This is a genomic window from Nocardioides sp. SR21 (assembly GCF_022761125.1).
In the GTDB taxonomy this organism is placed as follows: domain Bacteria; phylum Actinomycetota; class Actinomycetes; order Propionibacteriales; family Nocardioidaceae; genus Nocardioides.
This window is the reverse complement of the sequence record NZ_JAKWJR010000001.1, coordinates 275,901-291,168: the sequence shown is the minus strand read 5'-3', so window position 1 is coordinate 291,168 and position 15,268 is coordinate 275,901. Positions and strand designations below refer to the sequence as shown.

17 protein-coding genes and 1 tRNA gene are annotated in these 15,268 nt (G+C 71.1%); 6 read left to right on the top strand and 12 right to left on the bottom strand.

Annotated features, from left to right (window positions below):
* Nucleotides 1–106: 106 nt before the first annotated feature.
* Nucleotides 107–1,111, bottom strand: a complete 1,005-nt coding sequence (locus MJ604_RS01475) for an ABC transporter substrate-binding protein (protein WP_243056499.1) — start codon at nt 1,109–1,111, stop codon at nt 107–109.
* Nucleotides 1,112–1,136: 25 nt separating this feature from the next.
* The gene (locus MJ604_RS01470) at nt 1,137–2,000 is read right to left on the bottom strand and encodes a universal stress protein (RefSeq protein ID WP_243056498.1); all 864 of its coding nucleotides are present in this window, start codon (nt 1,998–2,000) and stop codon (nt 1,137–1,139) included.
* Between the two features lie 70 nt (nt 2,001–2,070).
* Between MJ604_RS01470 and MJ604_RS01465 the strand changes: the two genes are divergently transcribed.
* A tRNA-Arg gene (locus tag MJ604_RS01465) sits at nt 2,071–2,143 on the top strand.
* A 92-nt stretch (nt 2,144–2,235) separates the two neighbouring features.
* Here MJ604_RS01465 and MJ604_RS01460 read toward each other — a convergent pair.
* Entirely contained in the window at nt 2,236–3,381 is a 1,146-nt protein-coding gene (locus MJ604_RS01460; RefSeq protein ID WP_243056497.1) for a trans-acting enoyl reductase family protein, read from the bottom strand.
* Between the two features lie 53 nt (nt 3,382–3,434).
* Here MJ604_RS01460 and MJ604_RS01455 point away from each other — a divergent pair, with 53 nt between their 5' ends.
* Together MJ604_RS01455 and MJ604_RS01450 are read left to right on the top strand one after the other, a co-directional pair.
* The gene (locus tag MJ604_RS01455; RefSeq protein WP_243056496.1) at nt 3,435–3,704 is read left to right on the top strand and encodes a DUF2277 domain-containing protein; all 270 of its coding nucleotides are present in this window, start codon (nt 3,435–3,437) and stop codon (nt 3,702–3,704) included.
* Nucleotides 3,705–3,711: 7 nt separating this feature from the next.
* The gene (locus MJ604_RS01450) at nt 3,712–4,533 is read left to right on the top strand and encodes an NAD-dependent protein deacetylase (protein ID WP_243056495.1); all 822 of its coding nucleotides are present in this window, start codon (nt 3,712–3,714) and stop codon (nt 4,531–4,533) included.
* Here the strand turns inward: MJ604_RS01450 and MJ604_RS01445 are convergent.
* Together MJ604_RS01445 and MJ604_RS01440 are read right to left on the bottom strand one after the other, a co-directional pair.
* Nucleotides 4,503–4,856 (bottom strand): hypothetical protein, encoded by a 354-nt coding sequence (locus MJ604_RS01445; RefSeq protein ID WP_243056494.1) that lies wholly within the window; start codon nt 4,854–4,856, stop codon nt 4,503–4,505. The genes MJ604_RS01450 and MJ604_RS01445 overlap by 31 nt on opposite strands.
* A 184-nt stretch (nt 4,857–5,040) precedes the next feature.
* Nucleotides 5,041–5,727 carry a metal-dependent transcriptional regulator gene (locus tag MJ604_RS01440; protein WP_243056493.1) on the bottom strand — a complete coding sequence of 229 codons (687 nt, stop codon included), beginning with the start codon at nt 5,725–5,727 and terminating at the stop codon, nt 5,041–5,043.
* Between the two features lie 53 nt (nt 5,728–5,780).
* On the opposite strand from MJ604_RS01440, the gene MJ604_RS01435 reads away from it, so the two are divergent.
* On the top strand, nt 5,781–6,488 hold the full coding sequence (locus MJ604_RS01435; RefSeq protein ID WP_243056492.1) for a hypothetical protein: 708 nt from the start codon (nt 5,781–5,783) through the stop codon (nt 6,486–6,488).
* Nucleotides 6,489–6,687: 199 nt separating this feature from the next.
* A complete protein-coding gene (locus MJ604_RS01430) occupies nt 6,688–8,274 on the top strand; it encodes a glycoside hydrolase family 13 protein (RefSeq protein ID WP_243056491.1) in 1,587 nt (528 codons plus the stop codon).
* Between the two features lie 51 nt (nt 8,275–8,325).
* Here the strand turns inward: MJ604_RS01430 and MJ604_RS01425 are convergent, their stop codons facing one another.
* The 7 genes from MJ604_RS01425 to flgN form a co-directional block, all read right to left on the bottom strand.
* Complete coding sequence (locus MJ604_RS01425; protein ID WP_243056490.1) at nt 8,326–8,790, bottom strand: MarR family winged helix-turn-helix transcriptional regulator; 465 nt, start codon at nt 8,788–8,790, stop codon at nt 8,326–8,328.
* 2 nt (nt 8,791–8,792) lie between these two features.
* On the bottom strand, nt 8,793–10,358 hold the full coding sequence (locus tag MJ604_RS01420; RefSeq protein WP_308194103.1) for an MDR family MFS transporter: 1,566 nt from the start codon (nt 10,356–10,358) through the stop codon (nt 8,793–8,795).
* A gap of 106 nt (nt 10,359–10,464) precedes the next feature.
* Nucleotides 10,465–10,701, bottom strand: coding sequence for a carbon storage regulator CsrA (csrA, locus tag MJ604_RS01415; RefSeq protein WP_243056489.1), 237 nt, complete (start codon nt 10,699–10,701; stop codon nt 10,465–10,467).
* 17 nt (nt 10,702–10,718) lie between these two features.
* A complete protein-coding gene (gene fliW / locus MJ604_RS01410; protein ID WP_243056488.1) occupies nt 10,719–11,114 on the bottom strand; it encodes a flagellar assembly protein FliW in 396 nt (131 codons plus the stop codon).
* Between the two features lie 68 nt (nt 11,115–11,182).
* Nucleotides 11,183–12,088, bottom strand: a complete 906-nt coding sequence (locus tag MJ604_RS01405; RefSeq protein WP_243056487.1) for a flagellin — start codon at nt 12,086–12,088, stop codon at nt 11,183–11,185.
* Nucleotides 12,089–12,092: 4 nt separating this feature from the next.
* Nucleotides 12,093–13,466: a flagellar hook-associated protein FlgK gene (flgK, locus tag MJ604_RS01400; RefSeq protein WP_243056486.1), complete on the bottom strand. Its 1,374-nt coding sequence runs from the start codon at nt 13,464–13,466 to the stop codon at nt 12,093–12,095.
* Between the two features lie 5 nt (nt 13,467–13,471).
* Complete coding sequence (flgN, locus tag MJ604_RS01395) at nt 13,472–13,963, bottom strand: flagellar export chaperone FlgN (protein ID WP_279235234.1); 492 nt, start codon at nt 13,961–13,963, stop codon at nt 13,472–13,474.
* A gap of 300 nt (nt 13,964–14,263) precedes the next feature.
* Here flgN and MJ604_RS01390 point away from each other — a divergent pair, with 300 nt between their 5' ends.
* On the top strand, nt 14,264–15,118 hold the full coding sequence (locus MJ604_RS01390) for a sigma-70 family RNA polymerase sigma factor (protein ID WP_243056484.1): 855 nt from the start codon (nt 14,264–14,266) through the stop codon (nt 15,116–15,118).
* Nucleotides 15,119–15,268: the final 150 nt, after the last annotated feature.

The window sequence follows — 15,268 nt, the reverse complement described above, 5'->3', positions numbered from 1 at the left end:
GATCGGGTCGGGGACGTGGGCGAGCGTAGGGCTCGATCCTTAAGTGTCCCTGTGAGCGGATGGTTGAGACAAAACGCCAGCGCTCCGACCCGCCTCCCCCTGTGACTCAGGCCACGACCTCGGATCCCTCCACGGCCGCGACCAGGTCGGCGAGCGCCTCGCTGTAGAAGCGGTAGGTCGGCGGGTCGTACGCGTGCCACCCGAAGACCTGTCCCGCTTCGACCGCCGGCAGCGTCGCCCAGAGCGGGTGCTTCTCCAGCGCCTTGCGGTCGGTCTCCCCGGCCCGGATGTCGACGAGGATCACATCGGCGTCGTACTTGTTGATGTTCTCGCCGCTGAGCTCCTCCCACCAGAAGATGCCCTTGCCGTCGGGCACGACGAAGGTGAGGCCGAGGCTCTCGTAGTAGCTCAGGTCGGAGTTCGGCTCGGGCTGGGCGACGTTCATGCCGTCCTCGGCTGCGCTGACCGCCATCACCCGCAGGCCCGGCTTGGCCGCAGCCGCCGCGGCGAGCTGCTGGCTGAGCTCGTTGAACTCCTCGCGCGCGTCGAGGACCTCGGCCTGCGAGAGGTCCGCACCGAGCGCGGTGCCGAGCTCCTGGAAGCGGTCGTACTGCTCGAGCAGCGGGAGCGTGCTGTCGACCGCGAGGATCGGGGCGATCGCCTCGACCTTGGGGATCAGCTCCTCGGTCAGGCCGTAGAGCGAGCCGTCGGTCGGGTCGTACCCGGTGATCACGACATCCGGCGCCAGCCCGGCCAGCACCTCCAGGTCGAGCTCGCCCCAGACCTCGCCGACGGTCTGGATCTCGCTCAGGTCGGTGTAGCGCAGCTGGGTGTCGTCGGCGAGCGGCGACCACGCGAAGACGCCCTGCGGCGTCACGCCCATCTCGGACAGCGCCGCGGTCGGCGTCGAGAACGCGACGATCCGGGTCGGGCGGGAGGCCAGCTCGATCCGCTGGCCGCGGTCGTCGGTGAACACCCAAGGGCCGGTCGACGCGGTCGGGTCGGCCGAGGACGCGGTCGAGTCGTCCTCACCGCAGCCGGCGACGAGGAGGGTGGCGACGACAGAGCCGCCGAGGAAGATCCGCCGGGAGACGGGCGAAGGAGTGCGCATGCGAGTTAGGTTAGCCTAACCTTTCTCACGTCGCAGGCATGTCCACCACGGCGACCGGCCGCTCGGCGTCGTTGAGCACGGCCCGGCTCACTGACCCCAGCAGGACCCGGCGTACCAGCCCCTTGCCGTGCGTCCCGACGACCACGAGCTGCGCGTCTCGCGCGTGGTCCAGGATCGCCTCCGCCGCAGGGCCCTCCACCGCGATCTTCTCCACCGCGACGTCGACGTCGCCGAGCGCGCGCGAGATCGTGTCGGTCGTCTCCGCGTCGACGCCCGCGCGCATCCGCGCGACCAGCTCGTCGTCGGCGCCGAGCGCGGGGTGCAGGACGTCGTACGCCGCGATCGCGCGGACGGTCGTGCCCCGAAGCGATGCCTCGGCGACGGCGTAGCGGAGCGCGTGGAGGCCGAACTCCGAGCCGTCGACACCCACCACGATCGGGCCGGTCGTCGGGACGCGACCCTCGCCGACGACCACGACGGGGCAACCCGCCTCGACGGTGATCCGGTTGCTCACCGAGCCGAGCAGGGCGCTCGCCGCGCCCCCGAGGCCACGCCTCCCCACCACCAGCGCCACCGCACCCTGCGATGCCGCGACCAGGGTCGGCGCGGGGTGGCCGGAGACCGACCGGGCGGTGCAGGCCAGGTCGGGCGCGAGCTCCCGGACCCGGGCCTCGGCGGCCTCCAGGAGCCGCTTGGAGAGGTCGACGATCCAGTCCACCTGCTGACCCGACATGCCCTGGTAGCCGAAGAAGTCCATCTGGACCACGAGGTTGTAGGTGTTCACCAGCTCCAGCTCGTCATCGCCGAGCAGCGCGCGGGCGACCGCCCACTCGAGCGCCGCGGCACTCTGCTCCGAGCCATCGATCCCGACCACGATCCGTCCGGCCATGCCCTCGAACCTAACCCCGACCCGCGCGACACAACAGGCCCTGCCGCCGTGAAACACTGTGCGCCGACACGCCCCAGTAGCTCAGCGGATAGAGCAGCCGCCTCCTAAGCGAAAGGTCGCAGGTTCGACTCCTGCCTGGGGCACACAAGAATGGCCGAGGCAGCCGACTCCGCCCATGGCGAAAGGTCGCAGGTTCGACTCCTGCCTGGGGCACACAAGAATGGCCGAGGCCAGATCACCGCACCTCGAACCGGATCCCGGCCGCGACGAGCCGCGCCAGCAGGTTCTCCCCCATCGCCTGCGCCGTGGTGACCTGCCCGGCGGTCGACGGGTTGTCGTCGAGGGCCAGGCAGAGCGCGGACTCGGCCAGCATCTTCGCGGTCTCGTCGTACCCGGGGTCGCCGCCGCTGACGCGTGTGCGGACCGTGCGGCCGTCGCCCTCGGCGACGAAGTCGACCGTGAACCACGACCGCGCGCGGCGGCGCTCGTCGGGGCCGTCGCCCTGCTTGACCCGGCTCAGCGCGAACCGACGCAGCGGCGGCACCTGGGCGGTCGCGAACATGCCGGCGACCAGCCCGGTGGCGCCGACGGCGGAGGTGAGGTGCTTCATGCCGGCGAAGTGCGAGTAGCGGAAGTCCGGGCCGTACGACGCGAGCGCGGCGCCGCTGCGCGCGACCACCATCGGGTCGATCGTCGGCAACGGCAGCAGCCAGTAGCCGAGCTCCGGGTCGCGGTGCGGCTTGCCGGCGACCGCTCGCGACCTCCGCCCCTCGGGTCGGGGCTCGGCGGAACGGCGCTCCCGGTGGACGGCGCTCGAGCGGCGGGCGCCGGCGAACGCGCCCATCGCGGAGTGGAACGTGCCGCCGGAGAACATCGCTTCCGCCCGGACGACCCCGCGGACCCGCACCGGCCCGGACGCCGCGAGCTGCTGGACGGCGTGCATCGCGCCGAGGTCGTGCGGGATCGAGTCGAAGCCGCAGGCGTGCACGATCCGGGCGCCGGTGCGCTCGGCGGTCTCGTGGTGGGCGAGGTACATGAGGTCGACGAACTCCGGCTCGCCGGTGAGGTCGACGTAGTCGGTGCCGGCCGCGGCGCACGCGGCCACCAGCGGCTCGCCGTGCTGGAGGTACGGCCCGACCGTGGTGATCACGACCCGCGTCGCGGCCGCCACGTCGGCGAGCGAGGCGGGGTCGGTGGCGTCGGCGTGCAGCAGCGGTACGTCGGCACCGATCCGCTCGCGCACCGCCTCGAGCTTCGAGCGGTTGCGGCCGGCGAGCGCCCAGCGCAGCCCGGTCGGCGCGTGCCGGGCGAGGTACTCGGCGGTCAGCGCGCCGGTGAAGCCGGTGGCGCCGAACAGGACGAGGTCGTACTCACGAGACATGCGAGCCACTCTGGCAGGTCCCTGGGGACGGGCTCGCGACGTACGCTCGTGGCATGTGCCGCAACATCCGCCCGCTCAACAACTTCGAGCCGCCGGCGACGCGTGACGAGGTGACCGCCGCCGCGCTGCAGTACGTCCGCAAGGTCAGCGGGACGACGAAGCCGTCGCAGGCCAACCAGGCCGCGTTCGACCAGGCCGTCCGCGAGATCGCGCACCTGACGCAGCACCTGCTCGACGACCTCACCACCACGGCCCCGCCGAAGAACCGCGAGGTCGAGGCCGCCAAGGCCCGGGCCCGCGCCGAGCTGCGGTACGCCCGGTGATGACTGAGTGAGGGAAGCGCTCGACCTCCTGCGCGACCGCCCGCTGGTGGTGCTCACCGGCGCCGGGCTGTCGACGGACTCGGGCATCCCCGACTACCGGGGCCCGGGCTCACCGGCGCGGATGCCGATGACCTACCAGGAGTTCGTGTCCGGCCCGGACGCCCGGCAGCGCTACTGGGCCCGCAGCCACCTCGGCTGGGGCCGGATGCGGCGGGCCGACCCGAACGCCGGCCACCACGCGCTGGTCCGCGTGGACCCCGAGCTGCTGATCACGCAGAACGTCGACGGCCTGCACGAGCGCGCCGGCAGCCCGCGGCTGGTGGCGCTCCACGGCCGCATCGCGGACGTGATCTGCCTCGGCTGCCGCACGACGTCACCGCGCGGCGCACTCCAGGAGCAGCTGACCGCGCTCAACCCCGGGTACGCCGAGCAGCACGCCGACGTGGCGGTGCGACCCGACGGGGACGTCGAGCTCGAGGAGACCGCCGGCTTCGTGGTGCCGGACTGCGCCGCGTGCGGCGGGATCCTCAAGCCGGACGTCGTGTTCTTCGGCGAGAACGTGCCGGCGCCGCGCGTGGAGCGGTGCTACGCCGCGGTCGACGCGCTGGCCGAGCGCGACGGCGCGCTGCTGGTGGCCGGGTCGAGCCTGACGGTGATGTCGGGCTTCCGGTTCGTGCGGCGGGCCGCGAAGGCCGGGACGCCGGTGGTCATCGTCAACCGCGGCGAGACGCGCGGCGACGAGCTGGCGACGTACAAGCTGGACGTCGGCTGCAGCGAGTTCCTCGGGCTACTGGCCGATCAGCAGACGGCGCCGATGCCGAGCCGGTAGAGCTCGGGCTTGTGGGCCAGCTGGCCGAGCAGGTCGACGAGCTCGTGCATGGCGAGGTCGTGGATGCTCGGGTCGAGGCCGGCGATCCGCTCCTCGGCGAGCTCCTTGGGCAGCCGGGCGCCGACCTGGAGGGTGTAGATGGTGTCCTCGGGCTCGAAGCCGATGTCGAGCACCTGCGCGGCGTACATGTCGCCCTGCGCGGACTTGAGGACGACGGACTCACCGTGGTCGAGGCCACGACGGAGCGCCGTGCGTCCGTGCGGGATGACCAGCATGTGGTCGCCGGTCACGCGGACCGGGCCCGTGAGCTCCATCAGTTCCATGTGAATCTCCCTGTGACGGCCGTCCCTGGCCAAGGAAACGCCGTCTCTGGTGACCGCGTATCGCAAACCTATTGCCCGGTTGTGCACCCGTTAACCACAAAATGCCCACGAGAAGTCCACAGATGCGTCAAATCTTGGTGACCCGAGTCACATCCTACGCGCTGATGGCCAGTTGGCCCATCCGTCACAGGCGACGCACGAAGATGTGGTCCGCCGCCTCCGGCACGATCTCGGCGGTCTCGCCGCCCGAGCCGACCAGCACGCCGTCGTCGGTGGCGAGCACCGTGACGGTCTTGTCCGGCAGCGCGCCGACGCGCCGCAGGGCGCTCATCAGGACCTCGTCCTTCTGCATCTCCTCGGAGATCCGGCGCACCAGCACCCGGCCCTCGTCGCGCGCGGCCACCTTCGAGAGCGACTCGACGCCCTCCATGAACTCCTCGCCGACCTCGGTCTGGCCGAGCTCGTCGAGACCCGGGATCGGGTTGCCGTACGGCGACTCCGTGGGGTGCCCGAGCAGCTCGAGGAGCCGGCGCTCGACCGTCTCCGACATCACGTGCTCCCAGCGGCACGCCTCCTCGTGGACCAGCTCCCACTCGAGGCCGATCACGTCGGTCAGCAGCCGCTCCGCGAGGCGGTGCTTGCGCATCACCCGGGTCGCCAGCCGCATGCCCTCGTCGGTGAGCTCGAGGTGGCGGTCGCCCTCGACGGTGAGCAGCCCGTCACGCTCCATCCGGGCCACGGTCTGCGACACCGTCGGTCCGCTCTGGTGGAGGCGCTCGGCGATCCGGGCGCGCAGGGGGACGATGCCCTCCTCGACCAGCTCATAGATGGTGCGGAGGTACATCTCCGTGGTGTCGATCAGGTCGCTCACGCGCACATTGTGTCCTATCGGACCCAGTGAGGCGCACCGGCTAACGTCCCTCTATGCCTGACCTGCTCGTGCCCGCCCGCTTCTGCGGCCCGCCGGCCTCCGGCAACGGCGGGTGGACCGCCGGCGCCCTCGCCGCGCTGGTCGACGCCGACCCGGCCACCGGGATCACCGTCTCGCTGATGGCGCCGCCGCCGCTGGACACGCCGATGACCGTCGCGGTCGCCGACGGCGTCACGGTCGCGACGCACGACGGTGCCCCCGTCGCCCGTGCGGAGGCGGCCACGGCCTCGGCGCCCGAGGTCGAGATCGAGGCGGTCGCCCCGGCCGTGGCCCGCGCCGCGGAGGCGACGTACGCCGGTCTCCGCGCCCACCCGTTCCCCACCTGCTTCTCGTGCGGCACCGACCGCGCCGACGGGCTGCGGATCTTCCCCGGACAGGTGCCGCCGCAGGCGGGTCGGGCCCGGGTCGCCGCCACGTGGACGCCCGCCGAGTCCGACCTGGCGACGACCTGGGCGGCGCTGGACTGCGTCGGCGGCTGGGCGGGCGACCTCGAGGAGCGGCTGATGGTGCTCGCCCGGATGACGGCGTGGGTCGACGGACTCCCGGAGGTCGGGGTCGAGCACGTGGCGCTCGGGCTCGGCGGTCGGGTCGACGGACGCAAGACCCACACGTCGTCGGCGCTGGTCGCCCCGGACGGCCGGGTGGTCGGCCGCGCCGAGCACCTCTGGATCGCGGTCGACCCCGCGCGGTTCGCGGGCTGAGCCCAGTCCGCGGCTCAAAGTCCCATGGCTTGCCACGCGCCGCCCAGCACGCGCGCTCGCTGCGTTGCCGTCGCTCGAGATACGAACTGGTATGACATTCGCTCCGGCGCCTTGCGATCGCACGCCCTGGACGACGCTGGCGACGGCCGAGAACTGAGAGCCACGCCCTAGGATGGAGAGCATGGTTTTGAACGATCAAATGACGGCGCCGAGCCAGGAGTGGTGGCGGCACGCGGTCACGTACCAGGTCTACCCCCGCAGCTTCGCGGACGCGAACGGTGACGGCATCGGCGACATGGCCGGCATCACCTCGCGGCTGCCCTACCTGCGTGACCTGGGCGTGGACGCCATCTGGATCTCGCCGTTCTACACGTCTCCGCAGCACGACCACGGCTACGACGTCGCGGACTACTGCGACGTCGACCCGCTGTTCGGCACCCTGGCCGACGCCGACACGATGATCGAGCGGGCGCACGAGCTCGGCATCCGCGTGATCGTCGACCTGGTGCCCAACCACACCTCGTCCGAGCACGTCTGGTTCCAGCAGGCACTGGCCGCCGGGCCGGGCAGCCCCGAGCGCGAGCGCTACATGTTCCGGGACGCGAAGCCGGACGGCTCGCTGCCCAACAACTGGATGTCGGTCTTCGGCGGCGCCGCGTGGACCCAGGTGGAGGACGGTCAGTACTACCTGCACCTCTTCGACAGCAGCCAACCCGACCTCAACTGGCGCAACCCCGAGGTCGGCGACATGTTCGTCGACGTGCTGCGCTTCTGGCTCGACCGCGGCGCCGACGGCTTCCGGGTCGACGTGGCGCACGGCCTCTTCAAGGAGGAGAGCCTGCGCGACCAGATCGTCGAGGAGGGCAAGACCCCGAGCAGCGACGGCCGCGACGCGGCCGACGTGCCCATGGTCGAGCGGACCGTGCGCGACGAGCCGATGTGGGACCAGCCCGAGGTCCACGACGTCTACCGGCGCTGGCACGACGTCCTCGCCAAGTACGACGGCGACCGGATGTTCGTCGCCGAGGCATGGACGCAGACGCCGGAGTCGATGGCGGCGTACATCCGCGACGGCGAGTTCAGCCAGGCCTTCAACTTCGCGTGGCTGCTGGCGAGCTGGTCGGCCTCGGAGTTCACCGACGTCATCACCGGGACCATGGACGCCGTCGGCCTGGTCGGCGGCTCCCCCACCTGGGTGCTGAGCAACCACGACGTCGTGCGCCACATGACGCGGTACGGCGGAGGAGAGGTCGGACTCGCCCGCGCCAAGGCGGCGACCCTGACCATGCTGGCGCTGCCGGGCTCGGCCTACCTGTACCAGGGCGAGGAGCTCGGGCTGCCCGAGGTCGAGGTGGCGCCGGAGTTCCGGCAGGACCCGTTCTTCATCCGCACCGGCGAGGGTGGCCGCGACGGCTGCCGGGTGCCGATCCCGTGGAGCGGCGACGCCGCGCCGTACGGCTTCGGACCGGGCGGCGGCCAGCCCTGGCTGCCCCAGCCCGCCGACTGGGCGCCGCTGACCGCCGAGGCCGAGGCCGGCGACCCGGGGTCGACGCTCGAGTTCTACCGGGCCGCGCTGGCGGTGCGTCGTACGTTCGCGACGACCGCGGGCGACGACGTCGAGGTGCTGTCGCTGGGCGACGACGTGGTCGCGTTCCGCCGCGGACCGATCACCGCGCTGCTGAACTGCGGGACCGAGCCGGTCGAGCTGCCGGCCGGCGACGTGGCGATGGCCAGCGGGCCGGTCGACGGCACGCTGGCCCCGAACACCGCGGTCTGGCTCCGCTAGTCGGCTGAGTCGGAGGTCCAGGCGCGAGGCGCACGGGCTTCCGAATCAGCCCTAGAGGACCTCGAGGGCCTGGTTGTAGCGCCCGAGCAGGTTCACGAACGTCGCGAGGTCTGTCTCGGACCAGTCGCCGAGCCGCTCACCGATGTGCTGGCGGCGCTCGTCTCGCATCTGCGCGAGGCGGGCGACCGCGGCCTCGCTCGCCGCGAGCAGCATCGCCCGCCCGTCGTCGGGGTCCGCCGACCGGTCGAGCAGGCCGAGCTCCTCGAGGTGCTGGGCCTGCCGGCTGATCGCGCCCTTGTCGATGCCGAGCTGGTCGGCGACGACCGAGCCGCGCTGCGGCCCGTTGTTGGCGAGCCAGGCCAGCAGCAGGTACGACGCGGTCTGCAGGTCCGGATGGACTTCGCGGGCGTGCTGCCCGATCACGCGCCGGATCCGGCGCACCATCACAGCGACCTCGCCGTCGAGGCCGGCCAGCAGGTCCGCGCGCGTGGCCGGGCCTGTCGTCGTGGAGACCATTCTCAGACGCTAGCGGGTGCGGGCTCGGTCGTCGCGGCGACGACCGGAGCGTCGTTCGACGTCCGCAGCGGCACCTCGCGGATCAGCACCACGCAGATCAGCGCGACCACCGCGAACGGCACGGCGATGAGGAACAGCTCGCCGAAGGCCATCCCGAAGGCGTGCTCGAAGACGACGCGGACCGGCTCGGGCAGCGAGCTCATGTCGGGCACCGAGTGGCTCTCGTGGCCGTCGGTCTCGATCCCGATCGCGGCCAGCCCGGAGGTGACCTTCTCGGCGACGGAGTAGCTGAGAACCGCGCCGAGCGCGGAGATGCCGATCGAGCCGCCCATCGAGCGGAAGAACGCGACGACCGCGCTGGCCGAGCCGATGTCGGACATCGACACGTTGTTCTGCACCGCGAGCACGAGGTTCTGCATGGTGGCGCCGAGCCCGAGGCCGAGGATCAGCATGAAGCCGCCGATCGCGACCAGGCTGGTGGTGTCGTCGATGGTGCTGAGCAGCGCCAGGCCCACGACGACGCAGACCATGCCGCCGACGAGGAAGCGCTTCCAGCGACCGGTCGTGGTGATGATCCGGCCGGAGACGACGCTCGACACGAACAGGCCGCCGACCATCGCGATCGACATCAGGCCGGCCTCGGTCGGGGTCATCCCGCGCGAGATCTGGAAGTACTGGCTGAGGTAGACCGTCGAGCCGAACATCGCGACACCGATCATCACCGAGGCGACGGTCGCCAGCGCGATGGTGCGGTCCTTGAAGAGCCGGATCGGGATGATCGGATCGACCGCGACCTTGGCCTCGACGTACACCGCCGCGACCAGCACCAGCACGCCGACCCCGACGAGGAGGGCGGACGTGGTGGAGACCCAGTCGAAGTTGTTGCCGGCCAGCGAGACCCACACGAGCAGCGTGGAGACGCCGGCGGTGATCAGGGTGGCACCGACGTAGTCGATGTTCACCGGGCGCTTGACGACCGGGAGGTGCAGGGTCTTCTGCAGGAGGAAGAAGGCGATCACCGCGAACGGCAGGCCGATGAAGAAGCAGCCGCGCCAGCCGAGCGCGGAGTCGACCACGACGCCGCCGATGAGCGGCCCGCCGACGGTCGCCATCGCGAAGACCGCACCCATGTAGCCGGAGTAGCGGCCGCGCTCGCGCGGGGAGACCATCGTCGCGATGACCACCTGCACCAGCGCGGTGAGGCCGCCGACCCCCAGGCCCTGGACGACGCGGGCGCCGATCAGGATCTCCATCGACGGGGCGAACGCCGCGATCACCGAGCCCACGATGTAGATCACCAGGGCGAGCTGCACCAGCAGCTTCTTGCTGAACAGGTCGGAGAGCTTGCCCCAGATCGGCGTGCTGGCCGTCATCGCCAGCATGGTGGCGACCACGACCCAGGTGTAGCCGGTCTGGCTGCCCTTGAGGTCGCTGACGATCACCGGCAGGGCGTTCGACACGACGGTGCTGGAGAGCATCGCGACGAACATCGCGAGCAGGAGCCCACTGAGCGCCTCGAGGATCTCGCGGTGGGTCATCTGTCCGGACTCGGCGGGCGACTGGGGCACTGATTCTCTCTTCACGACGGTCTATAAGGTTGACGATGACAACTATATTCCCGAAGCGAAGCGCCCGCCTGCTGGCGGGCGCTTCGATGACGCGGGGTGGAGCGGGTCAGTCCTGGTCGCGGCCGAGGGCCTTCGAGAGCTCCGCCACGACGTCCTCGCTGGGGGACGCCGACTGCCGGTTGCTCTCCTCGAGCTGCGCGAGCAGCTCGGCGCGGTGGACCTTCAGCGAACGCGGGGCATCGATGCCGATGCGTACGACGTCGCCACGCACTTCGAGAACGGTGACGGTGATGTCCTCACCGAGCACGACACTCTCCCCGGCACGGCGGCTCAGAACCAGCATGTGCCCACGGTACCCACTCAGGCGATGAGAGGCGCAGCGACGGGCAGGCCCGGACGGTCCAAGATCACCTGAGCCGCTCGTCGGGTGACCGTGTTCACCAGCACCGGGGCGGCCAGGTTGGCCGTCGTCTCGGCCAGCGAACGGCCGGCGTTCAGGACGACGAGCAGCAGCACGTCCTCCACCTCCTCGATGCCGAGCTCGGAGACGACCTCGTCGTCGACCTCGGGCTCGTAGTCGGGGAAGAACGGCGCCGGCGGCGCCACGAGGAAGCGCAGGTCGGGCTGCTCGAGCGAGGTCAGGCTGGACAGCCGGCCCGTGTCGTCGAGCTGGACCAGGGCGAACTTGTGGAGATCGGGGAACCCGGGCATCGGGTGCACGAGCTCGATCACCGGCAGCTCGGTCTCGGTCGCCATGTCGGTCACGGTCACGGTGTCTCCATCGGGTCGGGAGGTCCGGGACTCCCCGGTGAGGGTCGCGGTCATCATCGCAGGAAGTCCAGCAGGCTGGGCTGCATGACCTTGGCGGTCGCACCGAGAGCGGCCTGGTACGCCACGGTCTGCAGCTGGAGGTCGACGGTCGCCTTCACCATGTCGGTGTTCTCGATCTCCGAGAGCGACGACGTGAGGCGCAGGCCGGCGTCGGTCGCGGCGGTGAGCGAGTACTCGACGCGGTTGGTGCGGGCACCGATCTCGGCCTGCGAGTTGATCAGCCGCTGGCCGTCGAGCTCGAGCGCGTCCGCCGCGGCGGTCACGCCGGCCGGGTCGCTCGAGCGCAGCGCCGCCGCGAGAGCGGCGAGGTGGTCGAACACCGAGTCGCCCTCGGGCCCGAACGCATCCGGGCCCTCCATGTCGACGCGCACGGTCGCGCCGTCGCCGACGGTGCGGAGCACGCCCTGCGATCCGGTCGCGGTCGGCGCGTACTCCACGGCACCCGCGACCTTGTGGTACGCGATCTTGTCGGGCGTCACGCCGCCGAACACCGGTCGGTCGAGGTACGTCGCGTTCGCGGTGGTCATCAGACCGTCGATGATCTGGTCGATCTCGCCGGCGAGCGCGTCGCGGGACGGCTGCCCCACGGCACCGCTGGTCGACTGGATCGCGAGCTCGCGCGCGCGGCGTACCAGGTCGGTGCTGTCGGCGAGGCTCGAGTCGAGCTGGTTGAGCCAGCCCATGGCGTCCTCGCCGTTTCGGACGAACTGCTCCTGGGACGCGACCGAGGTGCGGATCCGCATGGCGGAGGTCGCACCGGTCGGGTCGTCGGACGGCCGGTTGATGATCCGGCCGGTCGCGAGCTGCTCCTGCACCTTCGCGAGCCGGTTGAGGCCGAGCTGCATGCCACCCATCGCCTGGTGGCTCATCATCGACTGCGTCATGCGCACGGTGGGCATGCGATCACCTCGCCATTCGGTTGATCAGGGTGTCGAGCACCTCGTCGAGAGTGGACATCACGCGCGCGGCGGCCTCGTAGGCGCGCTGCGCGCTGACCATGTTCACGGTCTCCTCGTCGAGGCTGACGCCCGCGAGCTGCTCGCGGGCGTTGTCGACCTGGGTGGTCAGCGCCTGCTGGTTGTCGGCGAGCTGCTTGGCCGAGTTGACCTTGCTGCCGAAGCCGTTGACCAGTCGCTGGTAGGAGTCGTCGACGTCGACCGACTTGGACAGCGCGAGGGCGTTGTTGCCGTCCTTGCCGCCGCCCGGCACCTCGGAGAGCGCGAGCTCCCTCGGGTCGGTGATCGCGACGGCGAGGGTTCCGAGCACGTCCGCCGGGTCGTACGTGAACATGTTGCCGCCCGCCGTACCGCTCGAGTCGTAGCCCGCGGTGTGCTGGGCGTTGACGTGGTCGGCCAGGTCCTGGGCGACCACCGCGAGGTCCGCGAGGTACTGCGGCAGGTCGTTGTCGAGCAGCTCGGCCGTGGCACCGAGGTCACCGCCGATGCTCGCGGTGACGAGCGAGACGGTCGCGCCGGTGGCGTCGGGGTCGAGCTCGAAGGACGTGGCGGGCGGGCCGGCGGTCGCCGTCATGGTCGCGGCCTCGAAGCCCGTGACGAGCTCCTGGCCGTCGAGCGTGACGTTCATCAGGCCGTCCGCGCCCTCGGTCGCCTTGGCGCCGGTGAGGGTCGAGAGCCGCAGCGCGATCGCGTCCCGCGCGTCCATCAGCGTCGTGGTGTCGGAGCCACCGGCCTTGGCGGCTGCGATCGTCCGGTTGGTCTCCGCCAGGTTCTTGGTGAGCGTGTTGATCTCCGTGACGCTGACGTCGAGGTGCGCCTGCTGGTCCGAGATCTCGTCGTTGACGTGGGTGGACTGGAGCCGGATCGCGTCGACCACGGTGTTGGCGGCGGCCAGGACCTGGCTGCGCGCGGCGTCACTGCCCGGGGCGTTGCCGGCGTCGCCGATGGCGGCGCGGAACTTGCCGAGGGCGTGCGCGACGCCGTTGTCACCGGGCTCGGCGAGGCCGGTCTCCACGCGGGCCAGGGAGAGCGCCCGCATGTCGAGGTTGGCCTGGCGGCCGTGCTCGCGACGGACGCGCACGTCGAGCAGCGCGTCGGTCATCCGGTCGACCCGCGAGGTCTGCACACCGCTGGCGGTCTCGTTGGAGCGTGCCCACAGCGCCGGGCCGCTGGCCGCGCCGAGGGTCTCACCGACGACCCGGCGACGGACGTAGCCGTCCGTGCCGACGTTCGCGACGTTGGTGCTCGCGATGTCGAGCGCGACCTGCTGGTAGCGCAGTGCGGTCAGCGCGGTGTTGATGGAGGAGAAAGTGCCGGCCATGTGGGTCAGAGGCTCCGATCGAGGACGGCCGAGCGGGTCTGTCCGACCGCTACAGCGCCGTCGGCGGTGTAGGTCTTCGCCCCGTTGCCGAGGCCGAGGAGGGTTTCGTGCGCGGCACGCAGGCCGGAGGAGATCAGGCCGCGGTTGGTCGCGGCGGCCTTGATGATCTCGTCGCTGAGCACCATCAGCGCGTCGCGGTGCTCGGTGAGGATCGTGGCCCAGGGCTCGTCCGCCGCGGTGGCGAGAGCGCTCAGGCTCGGGTTCGGCGACAGGCCGACGGTCTCGGCGGCCTCGTCCGCGGCGACGGCGCGGAGCACCTCGACCTCACGGATCTGACGGGCCGCCTCCTCGACGTCGCGCGCCGAAGCGGCGATCCAGCGGGTGCGGCCGCTGGACATCACCAGCTCCTCGAGCTCGAGCCGGTACAGCAGACCTTCGAGGAGCTCCCGCTCTCTCCAGAGGACCCACGTCAGCTTCTCCACGTGCCCTGCTCCCATCGATGGTGATTTCTTGGTCTAGATCACTGATCGGACAGCGCAGGGCGGTGTTGAGGGATTTTGCCCAAGGTTTCGCAGGCGTCGGCGGGGCGTATTAGTACGCGTGACGCACGCGTGACGGGAGGAGGCTCAGAAGGGCCTCAGAACACCCGAATTCACCCATGAGTGCGAGAGTTTCCTGGGTCATGCATCGGCAGGGTTTTAGGGGGACTTGAGGGTGATTCAGCCCACTTGTCGAAATCGGATCGAATTCCCCCGTATTGGATGACAACGCTTGATTTTCTCTGCACGCTTTCCGGCGTGACTCCCCCGAATAACGACGTCCCGCCGGGCTCCGAGGCGTTGATCGTGCAGCACATGGCCCTGGTCGGACACATCGTCCGAGAGACCATGTCCCGTGTGCCGTCCCACGTGGACCGCGACGACCTCACCTCCGCCGGACTGACCGCACTCGTCCAAGCAGCCAACGCCTACGACCCCGAGCGAGGTGTGCCGTTCAACCGGTACGCCGCGACCCGCATCCGCGGTGCGATCGTCGACGACCTGCGCAGCATCGACTGGGCCTCGCGCTCCGTGCGCCGCCGCTCCCGCGAGCTCGACATGACCCGCGCCAACCTGGCCACCGTGCTGGGCCGCACCGCGAGCCCCGCCGAGGTGGCCCAGGCCGCCGGCATCACCATCGAAGAGGTGATCGCCAACGACGAGGACGTGTCGCGGGCCCAGGTGCTGTCGCTCAGCGCCTCCGAGGACGACGCCATCGGCGAGCGCCTGGTCAGCAGCGCCCCGGACCCGCAGGCGATGCTCGAGCACCGCGAGCGGCTCACCTACCTGACCGAGGCCATCGCCGAGCTCCCCGACCGGCTGCGGCTGGTCGTCGAGCAGTACTTCCTCGCCGAGCGCCCGATGGGCGAGATCGCCGAGACCCTCGGCGTCACCGAGTCCCGGGTCTCGCAGCTGCGGGCCGAGGCGATGGTGCTGCTGCGCGACGCCCTCAACATGGCGCTCGACCCCGAGCTGGTCGCGCCGGCCGCCCGACCCAACGGCTGCGCTGCGCGCCGCCGCGAGGCGTACTTCTCGGCCGTCGCCGACCGGCACGCCGCCGGCCTGCGCGGCCAGATGAGGCCCACCCCGGCCGCGACGTACAACGCCAGCTGACGACCCACCCAGCGACACCCCGGCACCACCCCGGCACCACCCCGGCATCACCCCGGCATCGCCCGTCCCCCCGCTTTCGGTGCCTGCCGAGTGGGCCTCCAGAAAAAACTGAAACTTTTCTCGGAATCCCCCTCAAGCCTCCTCAGCAGG